22 protein-coding genes are annotated in these 22,277 nt (G+C 67.1%); 13 read left to right on the forward strand and 9 right to left on the reverse strand.

The features are described from left to right. Positions 1-10 precede the first annotated feature (10 nt). Together AACH32_RS18625 and AACH32_RS18630 are read right to left on the reverse strand one after the other, a co-directional pair. Positions 11-1,030 (reverse strand): efflux RND transporter periplasmic adaptor subunit, encoded by a 1,020-nt coding sequence (locus tag AACH32_RS18625; protein WP_338602911.1) that lies wholly within the window; start codon positions 1,028-1,030, stop codon positions 11-13. A 75-nt stretch (positions 1,031-1,105) separates the two neighbouring features. After that, entirely contained in the window at positions 1,106-1,537 is a 432-nt protein-coding gene (locus tag AACH32_RS18630) for a PPC domain-containing DNA-binding protein (protein WP_338602914.1), read from the reverse strand. Between the two features lie 153 nt (positions 1,538-1,690). Here AACH32_RS18630 and AACH32_RS18635 point away from each other — a divergent pair, with 153 nt between their 5' ends. From AACH32_RS18635 to AACH32_RS18645, 3 genes are all read left to right on the forward strand, one after another. Continuing rightward, a complete protein-coding gene (locus AACH32_RS18635; protein ID WP_338602917.1) occupies positions 1,691-2,878 on the forward strand; it encodes an MFS transporter in 1,188 nt (395 codons plus the stop codon). Between the two features lie 31 nt (positions 2,879-2,909). Continuing rightward, positions 2,910-4,043, forward strand: a complete 1,134-nt coding sequence (locus tag AACH32_RS18640; RefSeq protein ID WP_338602919.1) for a M20 family metallopeptidase — start codon at positions 2,910-2,912, stop codon at positions 4,041-4,043. A gap of 87 nt (positions 4,044-4,130) precedes the next feature. Next, positions 4,131-4,370 carry a hypothetical protein gene (locus AACH32_RS18645; RefSeq protein ID WP_338602923.1) on the forward strand — a complete coding sequence of 80 codons (240 nt, stop codon included), beginning with the start codon at positions 4,131-4,133 and terminating at the stop codon, positions 4,368-4,370. Positions 4,371-4,461: 91 nt separating this feature from the next. On the opposite strand, the gene AACH32_RS18650 is transcribed toward AACH32_RS18645, so the two are convergent. The 3 genes from AACH32_RS18650 to AACH32_RS18660 all read right to left on the reverse strand — a co-directional run bounded on the left by AACH32_RS18650 (position 4,462) and on the right by AACH32_RS18660 (position 7,556). Then, positions 4,462-5,733 (reverse strand): MFS transporter, encoded by a 1,272-nt coding sequence (locus tag AACH32_RS18650; protein ID WP_338602926.1) that lies wholly within the window; start codon positions 5,731-5,733, stop codon positions 4,462-4,464. 69 nt (positions 5,734-5,802) lie between these two features. Next, positions 5,803-6,345 (reverse strand): hypothetical protein, encoded by a 543-nt coding sequence (locus AACH32_RS18655; RefSeq protein WP_338602928.1) that lies wholly within the window; start codon positions 6,343-6,345, stop codon positions 5,803-5,805. Further along, positions 6,345-7,556: an Nramp family divalent metal transporter gene (locus AACH32_RS18660; protein WP_338602929.1), complete on the reverse strand. Its 1,212-nt coding sequence runs from the start codon at positions 7,554-7,556 to the stop codon at positions 6,345-6,347. The genes AACH32_RS18655 and AACH32_RS18660 overlap by 1 nt, the downstream gene beginning before the upstream one ends. 132 nt (positions 7,557-7,688) lie before the next feature. Here AACH32_RS18660 and nudC point away from each other — a divergent pair, with 132 nt between their 5' ends. Together nudC and AACH32_RS18670 are read left to right on the forward strand one after the other, a co-directional pair. Then, positions 7,689-8,531 carry an NAD(+) diphosphatase gene (nudC, locus tag AACH32_RS18665; protein ID WP_338602932.1) on the forward strand — a complete coding sequence of 281 codons (843 nt, stop codon included), beginning with the start codon at positions 7,689-7,691 and terminating at the stop codon, positions 8,529-8,531. A gap of 2 nt (positions 8,532-8,533) precedes the next feature. After that, complete coding sequence (locus AACH32_RS18670) at positions 8,534-9,088, forward strand: thioesterase family protein (RefSeq protein WP_338602934.1); 555 nt, start codon at positions 8,534-8,536, stop codon at positions 9,086-9,088. On the opposite strand, the gene AACH32_RS18675 is transcribed toward AACH32_RS18670, so the two are convergent. Then, complete coding sequence (locus AACH32_RS18675) at positions 9,085-10,866, reverse strand: hybrid sensor histidine kinase/response regulator (RefSeq protein ID WP_338602937.1); 1,782 nt, start codon at positions 10,864-10,866, stop codon at positions 9,085-9,087. The two genes, AACH32_RS18670 and AACH32_RS18675, sit on opposite strands and share 4 nt — an antisense overlap. A 114-nt stretch (positions 10,867-10,980) precedes the next feature. Next, positions 10,981-11,571: a flavodoxin family protein gene (locus AACH32_RS18680; protein ID WP_338602939.1), complete on the reverse strand. Its 591-nt coding sequence runs from the start codon at positions 11,569-11,571 to the stop codon at positions 10,981-10,983. A gap of 111 nt (positions 11,572-11,682) precedes the next feature. Here AACH32_RS18680 and AACH32_RS18685 point away from each other — a divergent pair, with 111 nt between their 5' ends. Next, positions 11,683-13,470 carry an SLC13 family permease gene (locus AACH32_RS18685; protein ID WP_338602941.1) on the forward strand — a complete coding sequence of 596 codons (1,788 nt, stop codon included), beginning with the start codon at positions 11,683-11,685 and terminating at the stop codon, positions 13,468-13,470. A 719-nt stretch (positions 13,471-14,189) separates the two neighbouring features. On the opposite strand, the gene AACH32_RS18690 is transcribed toward AACH32_RS18685, so the two are convergent. Beyond that, positions 14,190-15,581: an FAD-binding oxidoreductase gene (locus AACH32_RS18690; RefSeq protein WP_338602943.1), complete on the reverse strand. Its 1,392-nt coding sequence runs from the start codon at positions 15,579-15,581 to the stop codon at positions 14,190-14,192. 94 nt (positions 15,582-15,675) lie between these two features. On the opposite strand from AACH32_RS18690, the gene AACH32_RS18695 reads away from it, so the two are divergent. Both AACH32_RS18695 and AACH32_RS18700 read left to right on the forward strand, forming a co-directional pair. Next, positions 15,676-17,046, forward strand: coding sequence for an NlpC/P60 family N-terminal domain-containing protein (locus AACH32_RS18695; protein WP_338602946.1), 1,371 nt, complete (start codon positions 15,676-15,678; stop codon positions 17,044-17,046). A gap of 197 nt (positions 17,047-17,243) precedes the next feature. Then, positions 17,244-17,756, forward strand: a complete 513-nt coding sequence (locus AACH32_RS18700) for a C-GCAxxG-C-C family protein (RefSeq protein ID WP_338602950.1) — start codon at positions 17,244-17,246, stop codon at positions 17,754-17,756. Positions 17,757-18,166: 410 nt separating this feature from the next. Here the strand turns inward: AACH32_RS18700 and glyA are convergent, their stop codons facing one another. Continuing rightward, entirely contained in the window at positions 18,167-19,420 is a 1,254-nt protein-coding gene (glyA, locus tag AACH32_RS18705; protein WP_338602953.1) for a serine hydroxymethyltransferase, read from the reverse strand. 156 nt (positions 19,421-19,576) lie between these two features. Between glyA and AACH32_RS18710 the strand changes: the two genes are divergently transcribed. The 5 genes from AACH32_RS18710 to AACH32_RS18730 all read left to right on the forward strand — a co-directional run bounded on the left by AACH32_RS18710 (position 19,577) and on the right by AACH32_RS18730 (position 22,269). Then, positions 19,577-20,479, forward strand: a complete 903-nt coding sequence (locus AACH32_RS18710) for a DUF2156 domain-containing protein (RefSeq protein ID WP_338602956.1) — start codon at positions 19,577-19,579, stop codon at positions 20,477-20,479. A gap of 91 nt (positions 20,480-20,570) precedes the next feature. Then, on the forward strand, positions 20,571-21,341 hold the full coding sequence (locus AACH32_RS18715; RefSeq protein WP_338602958.1) for an orotate phosphoribosyltransferase: 771 nt from the start codon (positions 20,571-20,573) through the stop codon (positions 21,339-21,341). Between the two features lie 3 nt (positions 21,342-21,344). Continuing rightward, the gene (locus tag AACH32_RS18720) at positions 21,345-21,689 is read left to right on the forward strand and encodes a hypothetical protein (protein ID WP_338602961.1); all 345 of its coding nucleotides are present in this window, start codon (positions 21,345-21,347) and stop codon (positions 21,687-21,689) included. Between the two features lie 12 nt (positions 21,690-21,701). Next, entirely contained in the window at positions 21,702-22,034 is a 333-nt protein-coding gene (locus AACH32_RS18725) for a hypothetical protein (protein ID WP_338602964.1), read from the forward strand. Positions 22,035-22,044: 10 nt separating this feature from the next. Next, positions 22,045-22,269, forward strand: coding sequence for a hypothetical protein (locus AACH32_RS18730; RefSeq protein ID WP_338602967.1), 225 nt, complete (start codon positions 22,045-22,047; stop codon positions 22,267-22,269). Positions 22,270-22,277: the final 8 nt, after the last annotated feature.

Here is a 22,277-nt window from a genome sequence, read left to right on the forward strand (position 1 = left end):
GGTTTCCAGCCTAAGGCCTGATCAAAAACTTCTGGCCGGCTTTGATCCCGGGGCCGGTGACCCGCAGGGTGCCGCCCGGTCCGGGGCCCAACACCACCACCCTCAGGGCCTGGCCGTCGGCCCGGGTGACCCAGTTTTCCTGGTAACGCTCGCTGACCGCCCCGGCGGGGAGTAGCACCGCGCCCGAGGGGTCGGGGGCGTTCAGGGTCAGCTCCACCCTCAGGCCGCCGCGCTTGTCCGCCACGCCCGGCCCCAGCTCCAGCTCCACGGCTATCTTGCGGGTTACCGGGTCGAAGGCCGGGGACAGGCGCTCCAGCTTGGCCGGCGCGGTGACCCCGAAATGGGGCAGGAACACCTTTATATGCTCCTTACGCCCGGCCAACAGGGCGTACTCCTCGGGGCTCAGAGCCAGGGGCACCAACAGGGTGCGGAAGTCGCCCAGCAGGGCCACCTGGCCGCCCGCCGCCACCCAGGAGCCCGGCTCCACCTGGCGCTCGATAACCCGCCAGCCCGCCGGGGCCTTGATCTGGTGGCGGTCCAGGCGCTCCTTGAGCACCACGGCCTGGGTCTTGAGCGCCTCCAGTTGCAGCTTGGCCTGGGTCAGGTCCTCGTCCAAGCGGTCCAGCTTGGAAGGGGCCTCCGATCCGCGCTTTACCAAATTGCGGTAGCGGTTGGCGTCCTTGTCCAAATAGGCCACCCGGCTTTGCAGGCGCTGCTGCTCCACCCGGTTGGCCTTCAGGTCCAGGCGGGTGAAGGTGTCGTCCAACACCGCGAACACCCCCGCTGAACCGATGGTGTCGCCCACGTCGTAGTTCACCTTGAGGCAGCGCCCGGCCACCTCGCTCACCAGGCGCAGCTTGCTGCGCGCCCTGGTGAAGCCGCTGAACACCAGGGGACGGACGGACGCCTCGGCCCGCACCGCGCGCGGCGCCTCCGCCGGTTTGTCCCCGGCAGGGGGAGCGGCCCCGGCGGGCAGGGCCCAAGCCAGGCACAGGGATAAAAGCAATAGTATCTGGCGCGCGGGGGGCAAGGGCCACCTCCCAGGTTGGGTTGACGGTGCTATTCCTCCCCCCGTGGGGCCGGGGGGTCTATAAAGCGAACTCGGCTATTCCATGGGCCAGAGCAAAAGACCGGTGCCCTCGTCAAAGGCTCGCTCAAAGGGCTCGGCGCTTTGGTACTGGACGATCATGACCTCGCAGGCGAAGATCTCGCTGCCCGGAGCCAGGTGTCCCCCCCAAAGCTGGCCCCGCTCGTCGCCCAGGGAAACGTGGGCGTGCACGAATGGACGGCCGTCCTTCAGGGACACGTCGCCGATCAACGACACTATCTCCAGGTGGCTGCCCAAGGTTACGTATTCGTATTCGCGGTTTTGCTGGTTGTAATAACCCAGGACGGCCTTGGTGAGCGCGCCGATGGCCCGCACCTCTCCGGCGGTGATGCCTTGCGCCACACACGCTTGGGTGAGGGCCTCCAGCAGATCGGCCCCCTGGGGCAGGCGGCCCATGAACCGCTTGCCGGCGCTTACTTCCCTAAGCAAGACCTCCTCCTTTCCGGCCCATGGCGGCGGCCGGGGTATTGTCCATGTCCCCACTGTAGCCAGGTGGCCGCCGTCAAGCAAGGGTGGTGGACAACAAACGGCTGATGGGCCACAATTTGATGATCCCCGACGTGGGGATTTGGAGGTCATCATATGCGCGAGACGCCCCTGGAGCCGGGGGCCTTTGCCCAGAGGCTGGGGCCTCTGGGTTTCATCACCGGCATATTCCTGCTCAATTTCCTGGGACGGGTTTCTCTGGGCCCCTTGATGCCCAACATCGAGAGCGGACTGGGGCTCAACCACGCCCAGGCCGGGGCCCTCTTCCTGTTCATCTCGGTGGGCTATTTCGTGGCCGTGTTTTCCTCCGGTTGGTTCAGCCAGCGCCTGACCCACCGCCGGGTGATCCTGATCTCCGCCTTGTCGGTGGGGGTGATGCTGTGCCTGGCCCCCCTGGCCCAGGGCCTCTACTCCCTGGGCGCGGTGTGCCTGGGCCTGGGCCTGGCCGCCGGGCTCTACCTGCCCTCCGGGGTGGCCGCCCTCACCTCCTTCGTACGCCCCCGGGACTGGGGCAAGGCCGTGGCCATGCACGAGATCGCCCCCAACGGGGGCATGGTGCTGGCCCCCCTGGTGGCCGAGCTGCTCTTGGAAGGCCTCACCTGGCGGGGAGTCCTGGCCCTGTTGGGCGCCCTGTCGTTGATCCTGGGCCTGGCCTACGCCCGCCGGGGACGCGGCGGCGAACAGCGGGGCACCTCGCCCAGCCCGGCGGCGGTGGCCGAGCTGTTGCGCCTGCCCGCCGTATGGCTCATGGTGGTGTTTTTTTCCCTGGCCATCGGGGCCAGCCTGGGCGTCTACACCATGCTGCCCCTGTACCTGGTCACCGAAAGGGGCTTTGACCAGAGCTGGGCCAACCTGATGATCTCCGCCTCGCGCCTGCCGGGGCTGTTCATGGCCTTTGGGGCCGGCTGGGCCCATGACCGCTTCGGGGCCCGCTCCAGCCTGGTGACCATCTTCGCGATCACCGCCCTGGCCACCCTGGGCCTGGGCCTGCTGAGCGATGGGCCGCTGATCTTCGCGATTTTCGTGCAGCCCGCGGTGGCGGTGTGCTTTTTCCCGGTGGGCTTCGCGGCCCTGTCAATCGTGGCCCCGCCCCACCTCAGGGGCGTGGCGGTGTCCCTGGCCACCCCCCTGGCCTTTGTGCTGGGCGGCGGGGCCCTGCCCGCCTTCCTGGGCTGGATGGGCGAGCACCACAGCTTCGGGGCGGGCATCGCCGTATTCGCCGGACTAGTCGGTTTGGGAGCGGTGTTGGCCCTGCTCCTGCGCCCCGCGGCCAAGGAAAACTGATCCGGCCATCCAAACTTTTCGGAGCGACAGCATGAGCATCCCCTTGCCTGATCCGGTCCAACTGACCTCGCGCCTCATCCAGATAGACACCAGCAACCCGCCGGGCAACGAGGAGGCGGTGGCCGCCGCGCTGGCCCCCTTGCTCGTTGGGGCCGGCTACGAAGTCGAGCTCTTGGAGATGGCGCCGGGGAGGCCCAACCTCATCGCCCGCCAGGCCTGGGGCCCCCAGCCGCCCCTGCTGCTCACCGGGCACATGGACACCGTGACCCAGGGCGCCGAGTCCTGGGAGCGCGACCCCTTTGGCGGCGAGATCAACGGAGGGGTGATGCACGGCCGGGGGGCCAGCGACATGAAGAGCGGCCTGGCCGCCCTAACCGTGGCCGCCCTGGCCCTGGCCCGGGAAAAGCCCACCCGCTCCGGGCTGGTGCTGGTGTTCACCTCTTCGGAGGAAACCGGTTGCCAGGGAGCCGAGTTCCTGGCCCGCAATCACCCCGGAACCCTGGGCGGAGCCGGGGCCATGCTGGTGGCCGAGCCCACCGCCAACCTGCCGGTGCTGGGCCACAAGGGGGCGGTGTGGCTGCGCGGGGTTTGCCGGGGCAAGGCCGCCCACGGCTCCATGCCCGAGCTGGGCGACAACGCCATCTACAAGGCCGCCGCCGCGGTTAGCCGACTGGCCTCCTACCAGTTCCCCCTGCCCCCCCATCCGGTGCTGGGCCGGGCCACCCTCAACGTGGGCACCATCAGCGGGGGCCGGGCCACCAACGTGGTGCCCGAGCACGCCGAGTTCACCGTGGACCTGCGGGTGATCCCCGGCCTGGAGCCAGACCAGGCCCAAGAGGAGCTGACCGCCTATCTAGGCGACGCGGTAAGCCTGGAACGCTTCCAGGGCGACGGAGCCCTGTGGACCGACCCCGAGCATCCCTGGATCGCGAGGATGCTGGAGCTGTTGGCCCGGCGGCGGGGTCAAGGCTTCGAGCCCGGCGGGGTGGCCTATTTCACCGACGGCTCCGCCCTGAGCCGGGCCCTGGGCGGAGTGCCCACCCTCTTGCTGGGCCCCGGCGAGCCGGGCATGGCCCACGTGGTCAACGAGAGCTGCCCGGTGGACAACATCCGCCAGTCCGCGGAGGACTACCTGGCCATCGCCCGGGACTGGTGCGCCGCCTAGCCTCCGCATAGCCCGGTTGCACGGTAGCGTTTCGTGCTTATCTTGAGAGCAGGAAAATTATTATCAACCTTTGACAGGAGGGACCTTATGGCCATTTTCAAGTACAAGGACGCCTTCCTGAGCTTCGAGCCGGACAAGGGCTACCGCAACCTGGTTACCAGCGAGTGGGAGGCCAGCCCGGTGGACGCGGTGAGCGGATACGTGAATCAGGCTCCCGAGGAGCGCGAGGACTTTGTGACCCTGGCGCGGCGGGTGCAGGATTTTTGGGCCGCCCACGCCACCGAGGGCGGCATTGAAGGCTTCGAGGAAGTGAGCTTCGACGACTGAGGAACCCGGCGGGACGCCCTGCCGGCATTGAATAAAAATGAGGCCCCGCCAAACGGCGGGGCCTTTTTGCGTGGCGATAATCCTCGCCGGATCAGGCGCCGGCGCTATCGCGGTTTTTCTTCACCACCTGGCTGTCGGGCAGGAACAGATAGGCGCCGCCGGCCAGCCCCAGCCCGGCGGCCATGAACAGCCAAACCCCCCACAGGTCCCCGGCGGAAGTGATGGCGTCGGGCTCGATGAACACCAATAGGCCCGAGACCTGCATCACCATGGCCGGCCCCAGCATGACGAAAAGGTTGGTGCCGGTCATGGCCCGGGCGGAGAGATGGGAGGGCACCAGTTCGCGGATGTGGGCGTACATGAGCTGACCCGGCGAGGAAGCAAGGCCCATGACGAACATCACGACGTACATCACCCAGGGGGTAATGCCATGGGGCAAAAAGCCCAGCAACAAAAACAGCAGCATTAACCCGAACAGGGCGGGTATCACCACCCACTTGCGGGTGCGCAACACCGAGTCGCTCAGGCGGCCGAAAAAGGGCATTCCCGCGATGGCCCCCAGGGCGGCGGCCAGCAGGGCGTTGCCGGTCTGTATCTGGTTCAGGCCCAGGGCGTAGATGAGGTAGGGCCCGCCCCACAGGCCCAGCAGGGCCAGGGTGCAGCCGTAGCGGAAAAATTGGCCCAGGCTGATGACCCAAAAGGAGGCCATCTTGATGAGGCGCCCCATGCCCTTGAGGGGGTTTTCCCACACCACCGGCAGCGGCTCCATCCCGGCGGGCCGGTCGCGGATGATGACCACCTGGGCGAGTATCTGGAGCAGGACCAGGCCGGTAATTAGCCAAAAGGAGCCCCGCCAGCCCAGGGCCTGGGACATGAACACCAGGGGGGTGGTGGCACAGAGCTGGCCTATCGCGCCCAGGGACATGTAGAGCCCGGCGATGGTGGCGAAGCGGGCCGGAGGAAACCAGATGGTAAAGAGGTATAGCGGGCCCATGAGGTTGCAGCTCATGCCCACGCCCATCAGGGCCCTGGCGGCCACCGCCATGCCCGGCGTGGTGGCGGTGGCGAACAGGCCCGCGCCGATCACCGCCACCAGGCCCACCGCGGGCATCACCCAGCGCACCCCCAGGCGGTCCAAGGCCATGCCCAGGGGAATCTGGCACACGGCGAAGCCGTAGAAAAAAGCGGCGGAGATATCGCCCAACTGAGAGGCGGTGAGGTTAAGGTCCCGGCTCAAATCCGGGCTGATCACCGGGATGGACACCCGGAAGAACATGCTGAGGTTGAAGCCCAGGGTACACACGGCGAAGATCGCCCAGGCCCGGCCCCGCGACGCGTTGGAGGAGTGGCTGTACATGGGCATGCATTGTACCCCAGAGCGGGCCGGGGTTGTCGCAAAACCTGAGGGAAATATCGCAATAAGCCTACGGCGTCACGCCAGGCGGTACACCCGGGCGCAGCGGGCGGCCAACTCTTCCATGCGCCGCCGCTCGAGCTCGCCCATTTCGCCTCCGCCCAGGCTGGTGCCCAGGTAGCCGTTGATGACCACCGTGGGGGTGGCCTCCATCGCCTCGTAGAGCTTGGCCGGGTCCCCGGCCTGCAAATACAGCGACACGTCGTTGATGAACAACACCTCCGCCGGCACGGCCAGGTAGCCCTCCAGGGCCGTGGCCAGGTTGGCGGCGTTTTGCCTGGCCAGGGCCTGCACCTCCTCGGGCGTCTTGCCGGTGAGCCGGGGGGCGACTATGGACGGCGCGCAGACCTTGAGGTGCACCCCCTGCGGGAGGGCCAGCTTGCCGCCCACCCCCCGGGTAAGCTCCGGAGCCATGTCCATGAGGGCCATGCGCCCGTGCTCCCCCTGGGCGAAGGCGGCCATGATCCTGGAGAGCATGTCGGTCTTGCCGGTGTTCACCTCGCCGGTGATCAAGGTCCAGGAGCCGAGGAGCTCCTCCACCGACGGCAACTCGAATTCCATCACATCACCCCCAGCTTGCTGAGCAGGAAGCGGGCGGCCAAAATCGTGGTTATGGCCAAGGTGATGAAGCCCAGGAGATTGAGCCCCCAGGAGTTCACCCGCTCGCCGTAGTAGCGCTTTTGGTTGAGCAGATACAGGATCACCCCGATGATGACCGGGGTGCCGCAAAGGCCCAGGGCCAGCATCACCGGCAACAACAGGAAGAAGCCGCCCTTGATGAAGGGCCCCACCGCGCTCAGCAGCACTCCGCCGATGAGCACCAGCCTGAAGCGCTTGTCCTCGCGGTCCGGGGCCAGCCCGGCCTGGTCGAAGATGAAAAAGGCGGCGGCCAGGTAGGTGGGCATGATGGTGGAAAAGGTGGCCGCCCACAGCCCGGCCAGAAACACCGCCAGCGCCCCCGGCCCCAACAGGGGGCCCAGGGCCTGGGCCACCTCGCCGGCCACGCGCGCCTTCACCCCCGCCGGGTGCAGCACCGCCGCGCCCACCAGGAAGATGGCCAGGCTGTACAGCCCAAAGGCCAAACCCATGGAGACCACGGTGTCGAAGCGGGCCAGGGGCAGCTCGGTCACACCCCAGCCCCGGGCGTTGGTGTTGTAGGTGTGCATGCCGATGATGGTGATGTGCACCGCCCCGCCCATGATGGCCGCGGCCATCAAGGCCGACGAGCCGCCGCCGGGCAGACTGGGCCACAGACCGGCCAGCATGGCGCCGGGGTCCAGGGGGGAGCGCAGCGCGGTGATCACGAAGCAGATCACGATGCCGATGACCAGGAACTTGCACAGGTTCTCGAACCAGCGGTAGCCGCCGTGCATGAGCAAAAAGGAGAGCACCACCGCGTAGGCCAGGCCCCACCAGGGCGAGGACAGGCCGGTGACCAGGCCGGTGACTCCCACCAGGGCGTTCATGAGCACCATGGCCGCCAGGTAGGTGGCCAACACCGCGTCCACGGCCAGGACCCAACCCCAGGTCTTGCCCAGCCGCTCGCGGGCCGCGGCGATGATCCCCCGGCCCTCCAATATGCCCACGCGCGCGGCCAGGTATTGGGCCGTGGTGCCGAACACCGCGCTCAAAACAACCACCCACAGCATTTCATAGCCAAAGGAGGCCCCGGCCATGGCCACGCTGGCCAAGGTGGCCGGTCCGCAGGCCACCGCGCTGACTATCCAGGCGGGGCCCATGCGGCGGGCGTAGTCCATCCAGCGGGCAAGCATGACTTCTCCGGGTCAAGCGGTGGATTAGGCCCTAAAATTTACCACATACCGTTGGCAGGCCAAGAGGCGCTTTTTGGCGCGGCGCCCCTGGCTGTGATATTTTTCTAGGCACACTCAAGAAGGTGCAGCGCCATGAGCGATGAATTCATAGCCGGTTTCAACCCGCCCCCGGACGACGGCGGCCCGGCTTGGTGGCTCATTTACCACGAAGACAAATTCCTGGTCCAGGACGAGGACCCGCCCCGTCTGCCCCTGGCGCGCCAAGTCTGGGAGCTGGGGCTCACGTTGGAAACGGCGCGCTATCTGGGGCAATGGCAGGGGCGGCCCGCCTATGCCGCCACCCTGGGCCATCCCGCGGCCACGCCCGAGGGCTACGCCTGGCACGGCCTCTACGGCCTGGCCATGGGCTGGCCCGAGGGGCTGACCGCCCTGGGCGGCCGGGCCAAGCAGATTCTGGCCTGGGAGCGGCGCAACCGCTTCTGCGGGGTATGCGCCTCGCCCATGATCGACGATCCCAAAGAGCGGGCCCGGCGCTGCCCCCGCTGCGGCCTGGTGGCCTATCCCCGGGTCTCCCCGGCGGTGATCATGGCCGTGCAGCGCGAGGGCAAGGTTCTCCTGGGCCGTTCGCCGCGTTTCGCGCCGGGGCGCATGAGCGTGCTGGCCGGGTTCGTGGAGCCGGGCGAGACCCTGGAGCAGACGGTGGCCCGCGAAATCAAGGAAGAGGTGGGCATCGCCGTGACGGACATCCGCTACTTCGCCTCCCAGCCCTGGCCGTTTCCCGACTCGCTCATGGTGGGCTTCACCTGCCAGTGGGTCGCCGGGGAGATAGAGGTGGACGGCGAGGAGATCGTGGAGGCGGGCTGGTACGGCCTGGAAGATCTGCCCCGCATCCCGCCGCGCTCCACCATCGCCCGGCGGCTCATCGACCACGTGGTGGTGGGGGCCCAGCACCTGGGCTCCACCGGCTGGCGCTAGCCGTGTATCCCCTGGTGCGCACCGCCAAGGTGGCCCTGGCCGCCCTGGGCCGCCCGCCCCTGAAGCTGGGCGACACCTCGCGCATCAGCCTGCGGGTGTGGCCCGGCGACCTGGACCTGTACCTGCACATGAACAACGGCCGCTACCTGAGCCTCATGGACCTGGGGCGCCTGGATTTCATCATCCGGGTGGGTCTGTTGCCCTTCATGCGCCGCCAGCGCTGGCGGCCCCTGCTGGCCGCGGCCACCACCCGTTTCTGGCGCTCGCTCAAGCCCTTCCAGCGCTTTGCCATGGAGACCAAGGTGGTGTGGTGGGACGAGAAGTGGATCTATCTGGAGCAGGAGATGCTCCACGATGGGCACCTGGCCGCCCAGGGGATGATGAAGATGGTGATCAAGTCGCCCAAGGGCACCGTGGACCCGCCCTCGGCGGCGCGCGCCCTGGGGGCCCACCCGGTGCCCGCCCCGGCTCCCCCGCGCGGCCTGGCCGATTGGATTCATTGGGAACAAGCGTTAAAAAACGGGAGCAATCCTCCGCCTACCCGGGAGCGTACCTAAGCCTGCTCCAAGGCGGCACGCACCGCTTTAAGCAATTCACCGCGCAAGAACGGTTTGGCCGCGAAACCCTGCAGCCCCAAGGTGCTCATCTCCTCCATCAGCTCTTGGGGGGCGTACCCGCTGGCCAGGACCACCTTCACCTCCGGCGACAGCTCCCGCAGGCGCTTCAGGCAGGTTCGGCCGTCCATGCCCGGCATGCTTATGTCCAGGACCACCAGGTCGAACCCGCCGTTGGCTCTAAAGCGCGCCAGGGCCTCCTCGCCGCCGGCGGCCACTTCCACCCGGTAGCCGGCCTCGGTGAGCAGCCGGTGGCCCAGGTTCAAGATGGCGGGCTCGTCGTCCACCACCAAAACACGCTCCCGCTCGTCCGGTAGCTCGGCGGAAGAGGCCGGTGCGGGCGCCTGGCCCTCGTTTTGGCAAACCGGAAAATACAGGTCGAAACAGGTTCCCTGGCCCGGTTCGCTTTGGCAGACGATGCGCCCCCCCAGGGAGTTGACGATGCCGTACACCGTGGAGAGCCCCAGGCCGGTGCCCCGGCCGGCCTCTTTGGTGGTGAAAAAGGGCTCGAAGACCCGCTCCTGGGTGGCCTCGTCCATGCCCTGGCCCTGGTCGCGCACCCTAAGGCGCAGGTAGGGGCCGGAGGAAAGCTGGGCCTGGTCCACCCCGCAATCGTCCATCGAGGCGTGAGCGGAGGTGCTCACCGTCAAGAGGCCGCCTTGGGGCATGGCGTCGCGGGCGTTGGTGGCCAGGTTTATAAGCACATGCTCCAGTTGCACCGCATCGCCCAGCATTTTCCCCAGACCGGGAGCCAGATCCAACTGCACGGTCACCGCTTTGGGCAAGGCGTGACCCAGCAACTCCGCGGCGTCGCGTACCGTCCGGTTCAGGTCCAGGGGGCCCACCCGCGCCTCTTGCCGGCGGCTGTAAGTCATTATGCCGCTGACCAGGCTGTGGCCCTTGCGCCCGGCGGCCAGCACCTGCTCCAGGTCGGCGATGTCGACTACGCCGTTGCGGGCCTGGCCCAGGGCCGCCTCGCCGTAGCCCATCATCACCGTTAGGATGTTGTTGAACTCGTGGGCGAGGCCCCCGGCCAAAGTGCCCAGGGATTCCAGCTTCTGGCTCTGCTTGAGCTGGTCGTCCAGGCGGGCCCGCTCCTCTTCGGCCTTGCGCCGGCCGCTTACGTCGCGGAACACCAGCACCACGCCGTCCACTTTTCCCTCGGCGGTTTTGATGGGCGCCCCGCTGTCCTCGATGGGCGCCCGGCGTCCGTCCTTGCTCACCAACAGGGTGTGGTTGGCCAGGCCCACCACGATTCCCTCGGCCAAAACCTTGTCCACCGGGCTGGCCACCGGCCTCAGGGTGTACTCGTTGATGATGTTAAAGACTTCATGCAAGGGCCGGCCCCGGGCCTCGGAGGCCCGCCAGCCGGTGAGGCCCTCGGCGGTGGGGTTGAGGAAAGAAACCCGGCCTTGGCGGTCGGTGACGATTACCGCGTCGCCGATGCTGGTCAGGGTCGTGGAGAGCCATTGACGGCTGGCGCTTAGCTGCGTCCTGGCCTTTTGCAAACGCTCCACTATGCCCCCGGCCACTACGCCGAACCCCACGAAGCAGACCAGGATCAACAGGCGGATGTATAGCTCGTGGGCGGGAACCTCGGTGAGCAAAAGGCCCAACAAGCTGCCCTTGTAAAACCAGATATAGTCCGTCAGGCCGTCCGCGAACCAGATGAACAGCCCCAGGCCCACGGCCAACGCTATGATTTTGTGGCTGGTGCGCAATGACGGCCTTTCATGCTGTATGGATGACCCGCCCCGGAAAAAAGATTACTTCTAAGATGATCGCAGATGCATACGCCGAATACAATTGGGCTGGAACATTAAATTAGTCGGGTATCAGGGCCGGTTCAGGCCGGCGGCTAGGGCGGCCCCGGCCTCGCGGGCCTCTTGGAGATATTGGGGATGTTCCTTTACCTCGCCTTCCAGGTCCAGACCCCGATACAACAGGCTCTGGCTGAGTTCCATGTCCAACACGTCCATGAAATAGCGCACCGTGAGCAGCACGCCTTCGAAGAGCTTCTGGCCGTGGGTGGCCCCCACGGAGATGAACAGGCCCTTGCGCTTGGGGGTCCACTGGCCGAACTTCACCTGGTCGATCCAGTACTTTTTGACCCACAGGCTCTGGAAGCGGTCCATCATGATCTTGGTGTGGGCGCTGACCGTGTAAAAAAAGATGGGCGAGGACAGGATCATGGCGTCGCTGGCCAGGCATTGGTCGTAGAGCCCCTGGAAATCGTCCTGAATGACGCAGCGCCCGCCCTGTTTGCAGCCATAGAGCTCCAGGCAGGGGCTGATGCGCAGGTCGCGCAGCACCACCTTTTCCACGCTGGCCCCGGCCTCCCTGGCCCCTTGAACGGCCTGGTCGGTCAATAGGGCGCTGTTGCCCTCCCGGCGGGGGCTTCCGTATATGGCCACGATGCGGCTCATGCTGCTCTCCTTGGGGGTTTGGTGCCTGGGGCGATTTTAACACATCCCCCCGGGCCCTTTCCTCCCGTCCCGCCGGGAGAGTATAAATAGAAACCAACCGGGAAAGGACGCATGGAAACCCTCACCTTGACCAATCAGATGATCGAAGTGCTGGCTCTAATCGGCCTGGCGGTTTTGCTGTTCGTTGTGGAGTGGGTACGGGTGGACGTGGTGGGCATCATGATGATGGTGTTCACCCCGCTCCTGGGCCTGGTCACCCCCCAGGAGGCGCTTTCCGGCCTGTCGAGCAACGCGGTGGTCTCCATAATCGCGGTGATGATCATCGGCGCGGGGCTGGACCGCACCGGCCTGGTGGGCCTGGCGGTCAAGCCGGTGCTCAAGCTGGCCGGGAGCCGCGGCCGCCGGGTGGTGGTGTTCGTCTCGGCCACGGTGGCGGTCATCAGCAGCATCCTGCAAAACATCGGGGCCGCGGCCCTGTTCCTGCCCGCGGTGCAGCGCATCAGCCGCGCGCGCCTCATCCCCATCTCGCGCCTGCTCATGCCCATCGGCTTCGCGGCCATCCTGGGCGGCACCCTCACCCTGGTGGGGTCGAGCCCCCTGATCCTGCTGAACGACCTCATCGCCCCCTTTGAGCTGCGCCCCTTCGGCCTGTTCTCGGTGACTCCGGTGGGGCTGTGCCTGGTGACGGCGGGCATCTTGTATTTCGTGGTTTTAGGCAGCCGGGTGTTGCCCCAGGGCTCGGTGCCCCGGGCGGCGGCGCTGTGCCGCCTGCATCCCCTGGGCGGCGAGCATTTCGAGTTCAGGGTGCGCCCCGAGCTGCCCCAACCCCTTACCGCCGAGATCATGGCCCGGCGCTACGGGGCCCACCTGGTGGGGCTCAACAAGGTGCACCACGGCGAAAAGCTCCTGGCCCCGGACGAGCGCAGCATCCTCTACCCCGGCGACGAGGCCGTGGTGGTGGCCACCCCCGCCTCCCTGGAGCGCCTGGCCCTGGACTTCAACCTGGAGGTCAAGCCCCGCCTGGAAACCTTTTCCGAGGATCTGAGCCCCCAGCAATGGGGCTCGGTGGAAGCGGTGGTGGCCCCCCGTTCCGAGCTGGCGGGCCGAACCCTGGGCCAGGTCCACTTCGTGAGCAAATTCCAGCTCAACCCGGTGGCGATTTTCCGAGGCGACACCCCGAGCGAGGTGCGCCTTGAGGAGATGAAACTCCAGGAAGGCGACAGCCTGATCATGGAGGGGCCCTGGCAACGCTTCCGCATCCTGGCCGAAAAGGGCTGGCTGGTCTTCTGCACCCCGGTGCGCGAGGAGCCCCCGGCCACGGGCAAAGCGGCCTGGGCCGCCCTGTGGCTGGCCCTGTCGCTGACCATGATCCTGGTGTTCAAGGTGCAATTGGGCATCAGCCTGTTGACCGGAGCCCTGGGCATGCTGGTCACCCGGGTGATCCGGGTGGAGGAAGCCTATCAGGCGGTGGACTGGCGCACCGTTTTCCTGCTGGCCGGCCTGTTGCCCTTGGGCATGGCCACTCTCAAGACCGGGACCGCCGCCTGGGTGGCCCAGGAGGTGCTCGGCCTGGCCGGGCCCTTGTCCCCCCTGCCCCTGCTGGCCCTGGTGGGGGTGCTCTCCACCGTGTTCACCCTGGTGGTGAGCAACGTGGGGGCGGTGGTGCTGCTGGTGCCCATCGCGGTGCAACTGGCCCTGCAGGCCGACGCCGACCCCCGCCTGGCCGCCCTGGCCGTGGGGCTGGCCACCAGCAACTCTTTCATCCTGCCCACCCACCAGGTCAACGCCCTGTACATGGGACCGGGGCGCTATCACGCCAGGGATTTCATCAAGGCGGGCCTGCCGTTGTCGGTGATCTTCCTGGTGGTGATGCTGGCCGCGCTGTATCTGCTGTATTAGGGCGGGCCAGTGCAGGAGGGCGAGGTTCATCCCCTCCCTTTCTTTTGCATCCGGCAATAGTGGTCATCGCGATGAGCATCTCCATGGGGATGCGACGTGGCGATCTTCGCTTTCCCCCAGGCGGGATGGCCCTGTCTGGCCAGCGCAGGCAGGACAGAGGAAACGGAAGATTGCCGCGGCCGGGCAGACCGGGCGGCCTAGTACCTCCTCGCGCTTGCCTCTGCCCGGCCTCGCAATGACGGCCACTTTCTGAAGTCGGTGATCGAAAGGGGGGGTTAGCTCCGCCCTCTTCCGGTCAGGGGAATTGTTGGGCTTCGCTTCGCTCAACCCAACCTACGCCATCTCTTGGAATCGGCGGCACCTGCCGCGGGGCGGAGATTGCTTCGTCGTTGCGCTTGTCGCAACGGCAAGCCTCATCCCCCCATCCCGCGGCACGGCCAGGGGGCGCTAGACAAGCAGATAAGCGGGTTCGCCAGGGGTTCGTGGGCAAGGCGTCCGGTGAGCGAAAGGCGCAGCTGTAGCAGAGCCTACAGCGAGCCTTGAGCGATACCGGCAACACCGCCCACGGGCAGCTGGCGAAGCCGCCAATCCCCGCGGCACAGCCAGGGGGCGCTAGACAAGGCGTCGGGCGCGCGAGACCCGCAGGCGTATCAACCAATACGCCGAGGAGGCGAGCGCCGCCCGCAACGCTGTATCGCGCCGCCTGGCGCAGCCGCCGCCTAGGCTAAGATGTCGGGGGTTGGTACGGCCTTGTGAGGATTAAGAATGCCCGCCGGGTCAAAGAGCCGCTTGATGCCGCGCATCAGCTCCATGGCCACCGGGTCCAGCTCGGCCCCCACGTAGCCCAGCTTGGCGTTGCCCACCCCGTGCTCGCCGCTGAGCGAGCCGCCCACCTTGAGCACCTGGGCGAAGACGTCGGTGACCGCCTGGTGGGCCTGGCGGTTCTGTTCGGGGTCGGAGGCGTCGTACATCACGTTGACGTGCAGGTTGCCGTCACCGGCGTGGCCAAAGGTGGGGATGAGCACTCCGCGCCGCTGGCCGATTGCGTGGATGGCCCGGATGGCCTGGGCCAGGCGGCCCAGGGGCACCACCACGTCCTCGTTGAGCTTGTTGGGGGCCAGATTGTACATGGCCGGGCCCATGGAGCGCCGCGCCCGCCACAGTTCGGCCGCCTCGGCCGGGTCCAGGGCCAGGCGCACCTGGCGCCCGCCGCCCTCCTCCAGTACCCGGGCCAGGCGCCGGGCCTGGCCGGCCACCACCTCGGGCGCGCCGTCCACGTCGATGAGCACCATGGCCTCGGCCTCGGGGGGCAGGCCCAGGCCCGCGTGGGCGTTGACCGCCCCCAGGCTCTGGGAGTCGATAAACTCCAGGGCCGCCGGGGTTATGCCGCTCATGAGCACCGCCTGCACCGCCTGGGCGGCGGTCTCCAACTCGTGGAACAGGGCGCTCACCGTGGCTTTGGCCTCGGGCTTGGGCAACAGGCGCAGGGTCAGCTCGGTCATCACCGCCAGGGTGCCCTCGCTGCCCACCAGCAGGCGGGTGAGGTCGTAGCCCACCACCGTCTTCATGGTGGAGCGCCCGGTGCGCAGCACCCGGCCGTCGGGCAGCACCGCCTGCAGGGCCAGCACGTAGTCGCGGGTCACGCCGTATTTGACCGCGCGCAGGCCGCCGGAGTTCTCGGCCGCGTTGCCCCCCACGGTGCAAAACTCCACGCTGGCCGGGTCGGGGGGATAGAACAGGCCCCGGGCCTCGGCGGCCCGCTGCAGGTCGGCGGTGATCACCCCCGGCTGCACCACGGCCACATGGTCGGCGGGGTCGACCTTGAGGATGCGGTCCATGCCCGCCAGGTTGAGCACCAGGCCGCCGTCCACCGGCAGGGAGCCGCCGGACTGGCCCGAGCCCGCCCCCCGGGGCACCACCGGCACCCGGTGCTGGCTGGCCGCGGCCAAGACCCGGGCGATCTGCTCCACCTCCACCCCTCGCACCACCGCCTCGGGCGGGTAGCTCTTGCCGGTGGCGTCGTAGGAATAGAGCAGGCGGTCCTCCTGGCCGTCGCTGAAGTTTTCGGCTCCGGCGGCCTGGATCAGGGCGCTGCGGGCGGCGGGGTTCATCGATCCTCCAGAAATGCCCTGGCCCGGATATTTCACGGGGACCGGGGCAACATAGTACAATGCTAACTTAATACCACAATGCGGGGGAGCATTCTTGCCGTCCCTTTACCGCCATAGCGCCCTGCTTTTCGCCCTGGCCCTCTTGGCCCTGGCCCTGGCTTGCGCTCCGGCTCCGGCTCCGGCTCCCGCGCCGCCCCAGGGCCTGGTCCTGCCCCCCCAGGAACTGGCTCCCCTGTTCAAGCGCGGCGATGGCGACGGCTGCCTGCTCCGGCCCGCCTACCAGGCCGAGCGGGCGTCGGACTATCTGGTTCGCTACTTCGAATGCTGGACCCGCAGCGCGCCCAAACACAGCCGGGCGGAGCTATGGGCCCTGGCCCAGCCGCTGGTGGACGAGCCCGGCCTGGGCGTCAACCTGCGAAAACGGCCCCAGGGCTGGTACCAGGCCCTGTGGCGGGCGGCCGGAGGCCGGGCCTACCCCAACACCGACTGGAAGGGCCTGACCCTGGGGCCCTGCAACCTGCGGGTGCTGCCCAGCCGGGAGCCGGATTTCGCCCAAGGCCCCGGCGGCGGCTTTCCTTTCGACCGCCTGCAACAGACCTCCCTGCCCGGCGGCCTGCCGGTGCGGGTGTGGCTGGTGAGCCCCAGGGGCGACTGGCTGGTGGCCGAGACCCCCCTGGCCCTGGGCTGGCTGCCCGTCCGGGCGGTGGGGCGGCTGAGCGCGGAGCAGGCCGCGCAGTGGCAGCAGGGGCCCTTCGTGACCGTGACCCGGGACGGCGGCCCGCTGCGCACCCCGGACGGCGGCTTCTTGTGCGACGCGGCCCTGGGCTGGCTGCTGCCCCGGCGGGAAGGTGGCCGGGCGGCCTGGCGGGTGCGCTTCCCCCTGGCCGCTCCGGGGGGGCGGGCCAAGCTGGGCGGGGCCTTTCTGCCCCGGGGGGCGGCCGCGCCCTTCCCCCTATCCCTTACCCCCGCCAACCTGGAGCAGGTGGCCGGCCCCCTGTTGGGGCGGCCCTACGACTGGGGCGGCCAGTGGGGCGGGCGGGACTGCTCGGCCCTGACCCGCGACCTGTTGGCCCCCTTTGGCTTGTGGCTGCCGCGCAACTCCGCCGACCAGGCCAAGGCCGGGGTGGAGCACATCCCCCTGGATGGCCTGGGCAACCAGAAAAAACAAGAGCTTATAATGCGGCGCGGCATCCCCTGGCTCAGCCTGCTATACATGCCCGGCCACGTGATGCTCTACGTGGGCGCGCCCCAGGGCCAACCTTTGGTGCTGCAAGCCCTGTGGGGCCTCAAGACCCGCACCCCCCAGGGCCAGGGTCGGCTGGTGGTGGGGCGGGTGGTGCTCAGCGGCCTTAACCCAGGGGAACAACTGCCGGACTTGGCCCAGCCCGAAGGCCTGCTCCTGCCCCGGGTCACCACCCTGGCCCTGCTGGCCCCGCCGGAAGAGCTCTGCCCCCGAACCGACTAAATAGGCGATACCAATTAATTTTAGTCAGTTTTATCTATTTAAACTATTTGACCTTCCCCCCAATCCAGCTAAAGTTTATTAAGCCCGCCCCCCATGAGGGGTTTAAACGGGGCGTAGCCATTCCAACCGGCCGGGAGCGATCCATCTTTAAGACCTCGCAACATAACAGCCCGGAAACCCAGGACATCAGCCAACTGGTGGGGGCCAAGGCCCAGGAGCTTTTTTCGCGCGGCCACATGCTTTGCGCCCCGGCGGTGCTCACCGCCCTGAACCTGGGGCTGGGCGGCGGCCTGGATCAGCCCCTGGTCAACAACCTCACCGCCGGTCTGGGCGAGGGCCTGGGCGGGGCGGGTTGCCTGTGCGGGGCGGTGTCCGGGGCCTGCGTGGGCCTGGGCCTGTTCATCGGCGCGGGCAAGGACGGCGGCCGCGCCAGCCGCCGGGTGGCCGAGGCCAGCCACCAGTTGCACGACTCCTTCAAGGCCGAGCGGGGCTCCACCTGCTGCCGGGTGCTCTCCAAAAAAGTCAAGGACGACAAGAAGGCCCATATGGCCCAATGCGCCGAGCTCAGCGGCCTGGCCGCCGAGCTGGCCTGCCGCGCCATCCTGCTTCAGCGCCCCGAGCTGGCCCAGACGGCGGACCTGGATTACCTGAGCCAAAAGGTGGCCAAGAAGTCCGGCCTGGCCCGTCTGGCCACCGCTGTTTCGTCCTAAAAATTCCCCAGCCCTACCCTTTGGTATAAAATTCGCACCCCAGTCGGGGAGGCCCCTATTTATGCCGTGACCGGGCCATACCAAGGGCAGAGGTGTTTTTTATGGATTATATCCAAGGGTTAAAACAAAAAGAAAGCGCCGGGTGGCTAGTCCCGGCGCTCTCTAGGAAAGGAGAAAAGGCTTTTAGAAGCTGGTTGCCCCAATATGAAAGCAATTAGGATGCCAACCAGGCCTCAATCTCTTTTTCCCCTTCCTAGTCTTTTAATTTCAACCACTTGTCCACGCCGCTCCCGTGGAGACATTTTCCGCGCCCAGCCAGGTTGAGTACAAAAATTTGAACCGCCTTGAGAGCCTGTGAGGACCGTTCGGGGTAACCACAGGCAATTATGACTAAAAGTTCAGTTCAAAAATCAACACTGGCCGGGATCGATACCGGGAGCCGGGAAGTCGGCGCACAGGTCGGCCACCAACTGGCGCAGATTGGCCAGGGCCGTCGCGTCTTCCAGGTTGGCGGCGGTCTGGGCCACGAACCCGGCGACCAGGTCCATTTCCGCCTCGGTCATGCCCCGGGTGGTCAAGGCCGGAGTGCCCAGGCGCACCCCACTGGGGTCGTTGGCCGAGCGGGAGTCGAAGGGGATCTTGTTGGCGTTGGCCACGATGCCCGCCCGCTCCAGGGCCCCGGCCAGCGACTTGCCGGTGAGGCCCGCCGCCCCGGCGTCGATGAGCACCAGGTGGTTGTCCGTGCCCCCGGTCACCAGGGTGAAGCCGCGCTCCAGCAGACCCTCGGCCAGGGCCTTGGCGTTGGCCACCACCTGGCGGCAGTAGTCGGCGTAGGCCGGGGTGGCGGCCTCCTTCAGGGCCACGGCGATGGCCGCGGTGGTCTGGTTGTGGGGGCCGCCCTGCAGACCGGGGAACACCGCCTTGTCGATGGCCTTGGCCAGCTCCTCGCGGCACAGGATCATGCCGCCCCGGGGCCCGCGCAACAGCTTGTGGGTGGTGCTGGTCACCACGTCGGCGTGGGGGAAGGGGGCGGGGTGCTGGCCGGTGACGCACAGCCCGGAGATGTGGCTGACGTCGGCCACCAGGCGCGCCCCCACCTCGCGGGCGATCTCGGCGAAGGCCGCGAAATCCACCACCCGGGGATAGGAAGAGGCGCCGCAAAAAATCATCTGGGGCTTGAACTCCCGGGCCAGGCGGCGGGCCTGGGCGTAGTCGATGCGCCCGTTCTCCCGGCTCAGGCCGTAGCTCATCACCTCGTAATAGGTGCCCGAGAAGCTGGCCTTGGCCCCGTGGGTCAGGTGGCCGCCGGCGGCCAGGTCCATGCCCAACACCCGTCCGCTTTTGCCCAACAGGCCCAGGTACACGGCCATGTTGGCCGGGCTGCCGGAATAGGGCTGCACGTTGGCGTGCTCGGCCTGGAAAAGGGCCTTGGCCCGCTCGATGGCCAGGGTCTCTATTTCGTCAATATTTTCCTGCCCCTGATAGTAGCGCTTGGCCGGGTAGCCCTCGGAGTATTTATTGGAGAGAATGCTGCCGGTGGCGGCCAGCACCGCGGGAGAGGCATAATTCTCGGAAGGGATCATGCGCAAAACCGAGGCCTGGCGCCGAGCCTCCTTGTCGATAAGGGCGGCTACCTGGGGATCGATGGAGTGAAGAGGGTCCATGGTATTGAGTTCCTTGGAGGTTGCGGTGATAAGCGTCTAAACATGGCACAGGCCAAAACCCTTGTCAACGCCTTGGTCCTTCCCTTGGCGGGTCCGCCGCTTTAAGGTAGATGTAGACACGACAGCTAAACAAATTTTGACTTTCGCCTTGGAGACATGCTTTTGCGCCTCGCGGGATACAAGCACCTGGAGTTGACGGACAAGGAAGTTTTCACCCGCCATTTGCGGGCGGGCCCACCGGCCATCAGCGAGCTTACCTTTTCCAACCTGTTCATGTGGCGGCGCCACTACCAACCCCACTGGCGCGAGGCCGACGGCTGCCTGCTGGTGGCCGCCTGTCTGGAGGGCAGCGAGCCCTTCGGCCTGCCCCCGGCCGGGGCCGGGGACCGGGTGGGGGCCGCCGAAACCCTGTGCCGGGATCTGGCCCAAGCGGGCTATCCCCATCAGCTGCAGCGGGTGGGCGAGGAGCTGGCCCTGGCCCTGGAGGCCACCGGGCGCTTCAGCATCGACTTTGACCGCGACAACAGCGATTACGTTTATCTGGCCTCGGAGTTGGCCGAGTTGCCGGGCCGGCGTTTCCACCGCAAGAAGAACCACTTCAACAAGTTCGTCAAGAACTACCGCTTCGAGTACCGGCCCTTGGAGGCCCAGTTTATCCGCCAGGTGCTGGATATGCAGGAAAACTGGTGCCGCTTGCGCGAGTGCGACGAAGACCCCGGCCTGGCCAGCGAGGATCGGGCCATCTATGAGGCCCTGAGCAACTACCAGGACCTGGATTACTCGGGCGGGGTGATCTTGATCGACGGCAAGGTGGAGGCCTTCAGCCTGGGCGAGCCCTTGTCGCCGGACACGGCGGTGATTCATCTGGAAAAAGGCAACCCTGCCTTTGAGGGCATCTACGCGGCCATCAACAAGCTGTTCGTGACCAACGCCTGGGCCGGGATGACTTATATAAACCGGGAGCAAGACCTGGGGCTCAGCGGCCTGCGCCAGGCCAAGGAGTCCTACCTGCCCCACCATCTGGTCAATAAGTACGTGGTTACGCCCGACTTTTTATAGCCCTGCCTTTTTGGGGGCGCTTGCGCCGACGAGGGGTTTACGCTAGCCTGTTAGTGATTTTTGGGCCCGGGCGACAAAGGAGTTAGTAGCCTTGCTGGAACTGAAGCCTTATCAACAGAGATTGGCCCGCCTTCTGGCCGGCAGCGGAGCCCTGTTCTTCGCCCCGGACCTGCGTCTCAAGGACGGGCGCCCTACCCCCTATTTCGTCAACCTGGGCAAGCTCAACACCGGCCGCCTGGCCCTGGAGATGGGGCGCTGTTTCGCGGGCTGGATCGCCGAACAGGGCCTGATCGGCCAAAACCCGGTGATCGTAGGGCCTTCCTACAAGGGCAGCGCCCTGGCCCTGGCCGCGGCCATGTGCCTGTGGGAAGACGCCGAGGCCGAGCTGGCCTTTGACTACGACCGCAAGGAGGCCAAGACCCACGGCGAGGCCAGCGGGGCCAAGGCCATGTTCGTCACCGGAGCGCTGACCCCGGGGGCCAAGCTACTCATCATCGACGACGTGGGCACCTCCATGGCCACCAAGCGCGACCTGCTGGTTAAGCTGGAGGCCGAGGGCCGGCGCCTGGGCCAACCCTTCCAGGTGCTGGGAGTGCTCCTGGGGGTGGACCGCGAGCAGACCCAGGCGGTGTACGATGAGCAGGGCAAGCTGGTCGAAGGGGTGCGCGGCCCCGACGCCCTGGCCGCCTTTGTGCAGGACACCGGGGTCAAGGTGTGGTCTTTGCTGGGCATCCGGCAGATGGTGCGATACCTGGCCCAGGTGGGCGAGCCGGTCATGGTGGCCGGCGGCATGCGCCCCCTGGAAGACGCCGACGTGCGGCGGGTGGAAGAGTATTTGGCAGTTTACGGGCGGGAAGGCTAGGCCGTGCGCCGGGCCATCGTATCGCCCCTGCTTTCCGGCCTGGTGATACCCGGCCTGGGGCAGATCGTGAACCGTCAGGTGGGCAAGGGCGCCATGATGGTGGCCGCGGCCAGCCTGTTGTTCATGCTCACCCTGGGCTTCGCCTTTCACGAGATAAGCCAGGCGGTGCTGGCCCTGGACGGCTACGCCGGACCGGACAAGATCGGCGCCCTGAGGGCCCAGCTCATCAAGCAGGGCGTGGGCTGGCTGCTGACCTTGGGCGGGCTTACCGCCGCGCTGTGGATATACGGCATCATCGACGCCTACAAAGGCGGGCGCGCCCGCGACGCCCAGCTGGCGGGCCAATAAGGAACCTGAAGCATGCGCTCCCTGGTAATAGACGAACTGACTCCCGCGGATATGGAAAAGCTCGCCGGCCACCTGGAGGCCACCCTGGAGGTCTCGGGCCTGCCCGACGTCTTTTGGCTTCCAATGCCCGAGGAATTGCTGAGCCCCACCCAGCGGGAGCACGCCGACTGCGGCCCCCACCGGGTGGCCGTGGTGCTGGAGTTGGACGGTCTGCGCCTGGAGCTTTTGGTGCGCGCCTCCCAGAGCCTGCGCTGCGCCTGCACAGATTACGCCGACGACGGCCAGCGCAAGTGGCTCATAGGCTACCTGGATCAGCTTATCGAGCAGCTTGAGCTGCAGACCTAGGAGAGAGAGAATGCTGCCGGGTATGCCCAGGGGCGGCCGGGGACAATACAAGGACCTGGAAGCCACCAGCCTGTTTTGCCCCCGCTGCGGCAAGGCCCAGCCGGTGCGCCGGCGTCTGCTGCTGGTGTTGCCCACGGGAGAAAAATATTCCTACCTCTGCGCCGTGTGCGGCGAGGAGGTGGGCAGCAAAACCGAAACCGGACCCTCAAATGGGGTTATAAACACCCTTGGCTAGGCACCTTA

Origin of the sequence: Desulfoferula mesophila (assembly GCF_037076455.1) — a bacterium.
GTDB lineage: Bacteria > Desulfobacterota > Desulfarculia > Desulfarculales > Desulfarculaceae > Desulfoferula > Desulfoferula mesophila.

Bases quoted from the DNA above. Each gene is read 5' to 3' on its own strand.
- AACH32_RS18730 (WP_338602967.1), top strand. From the start codon at position 22,045: ATGCTGCCGGGTATGCCCAGGGGCGGCCGGGGACAATACAAGGACCTG.
- AACH32_RS18635 (WP_338602917.1), top strand. From the start codon at position 1,691: ATGCGCGAGACGCCCCTGGAGCCGGGGGCCTTTGCCCAGAGGCTGGGG.
- AACH32_RS18645 (WP_338602923.1), top strand. From the start codon at position 4,131: ATGGCCATTTTCAAGTACAAGGACGCCTTCCTGAGCTTCGAGCCGGAC.
- AACH32_RS18650 (WP_338602926.1), bottom strand. From the start codon at position 5,733: ATGCCCATGTACAGCCACTCCTCCAACGCGTCGCGGGGCCGGGCCTGG.
- AACH32_RS18660 (WP_338602929.1), bottom strand. From the start codon at position 7,556: ATGCTTGCCCGCTGGATGGACTACGCCCGCCGCATGGGCCCCGCCTGG.
- AACH32_RS18685 (WP_338602941.1), top strand. From the start codon at position 11,683: ATGGAAACCCTCACCTTGACCAATCAGATGATCGAAGTGCTGGCTCTA.
- nudC (WP_338602932.1), top strand. From the start codon at position 7,689: ATGAGCGATGAATTCATAGCCGGTTTCAACCCGCCCCCGGACGACGGC.
- glyA (WP_338602953.1), bottom strand. From the start codon at position 19,420: ATGGACCCTCTTCACTCCATCGATCCCCAGGTAGCCGCCCTTATCGAC.
- AACH32_RS18680 (WP_338602939.1), bottom strand. From the start codon at position 11,571: ATGAGCCGCATCGTGGCCATATACGGAAGCCCCCGCCGGGAGGGCAAC.
- AACH32_RS18640 (WP_338602919.1), top strand. From the start codon at position 2,910: ATGAGCATCCCCTTGCCTGATCCGGTCCAACTGACCTCGCGCCTCATC.
- AACH32_RS18725 (WP_338602964.1), top strand. From the start codon at position 21,702: ATGCGCTCCCTGGTAATAGACGAACTGACTCCCGCGGATATGGAAAAG.
- AACH32_RS18690 (WP_338602943.1), bottom strand. From the start codon at position 15,581: ATGAACCCCGCCGCCCGCAGCGCCCTGATCCAGGCCGCCGGAGCCGAA.
- AACH32_RS18655 (WP_338602928.1), bottom strand. From the start codon at position 6,345: ATGGAATTCGAGTTGCCGTCGGTGGAGGAGCTCCTCGGCTCCTGGACC.
- AACH32_RS18710 (WP_338602956.1), top strand. From the start codon at position 19,577: ATGCTTTTGCGCCTCGCGGGATACAAGCACCTGGAGTTGACGGACAAG.